At 69.9% G+C, this 873-nt stretch carries 2 protein-coding genes; both read left to right on the top strand.

The genetic code is table 11. The features are described 5' to 3' along the window. A partial coding sequence (locus RM572_RS28590; RefSeq protein ID WP_311676280.1) for an NlpC/P60 family protein occupies window positions 1-248 on the top strand: 248 nt, incomplete at its 5' end. Window positions 249-527: 279 nt separating this feature from the next. Then, window positions 528-749, top strand: a complete 222-nt coding sequence (locus tag RM572_RS28585) for a hypothetical protein (protein ID WP_311676279.1) — start codon at window positions 528-530, stop codon at window positions 747-749. Window positions 750-873 lie beyond the last annotated feature (124 nt).

The raw sequence follows: 873 nt of genomic DNA, 5'->3' as shown, positions 1-873 counted from the left end.
AGGGCCAGATCAACCAGGGCCGGAAGACCAACACCCCGCGCCCCGGGGACCTCGTCTTCTGGGACACGAACAAGCGTGACGGCATCCGCTACGGCGGCGACCTCGACCACACCGGCATCTACATCGGCAACAACCGGGTGATCAACGCGAGCGCCTATTACGGCAAGGTCGTCTACCAGAGCGTCACCCTCGGCGGCACGCACCGCAACCCGCTGTTCGTCAACGTCCTCGGCCCCAACGGCTACTGACCCGGCCGGCACGCACCGACCGCAGCCGTGGGGCGCCCGCTCGTGGGGAACGGGCGTCCCACACCCCTCCGGCCCCGGCTCGTCCTCAGCCCCACCTCCGGCCCTCGCCGGAAGCGCACGCTTCCACCGCTAAGGGGCCTTCATGAAACGACGACACACCTCCCGTGCCCTCTGCACGGCCGCCGCGGCTCTGGCCGGATGCGCCGTACCGGCCGTGCCCGCCCCCTCGGTGGCCGCGGACGAGGTGCCTGCCACTCGCCGAGCGTCGAGCACGCCGCGTTGACCTCGCTGGCTGCCGAGGAGGGGGTGAACAAGGCCACGGAGATCCTGCGCAGACAGGACGGCGGCATCCGGGCCCTGGACCGTCTCACCGCCGAAGTCGGCCGGCAGAGCGCGGGGGCATACCTGGACGACCGGGGCCGCCCGGTGGTCTATGTCCTCAGCGAGTGCCGTCGACCGGGTTTCAACAAGCGCCGACGGAACGAGGGATCAGGACTCTGAACCGTTCCGGGTCTGATGGAGGCTCGATTCCCTGAGAGGATCGAGTCATGACCCGTCCGTCCCCCTACCCTCCCGAGCTTCGTGAGCGTGCGGTCCGCATGGTCGCGGAGGTCCGCCCGAACTA

Origin of the sequence: Streptomyces hazeniae, from assembly GCF_031845485.1 — a bacterium.
Lineage (GTDB): Bacteria > Actinomycetota > Actinomycetes > Streptomycetales > Streptomycetaceae > Streptomyces > Streptomyces hazeniae.
Note: the sequence above shows the minus strand (reverse complement) of the source record. Positions and strands in the feature narration are given on the sequence as shown.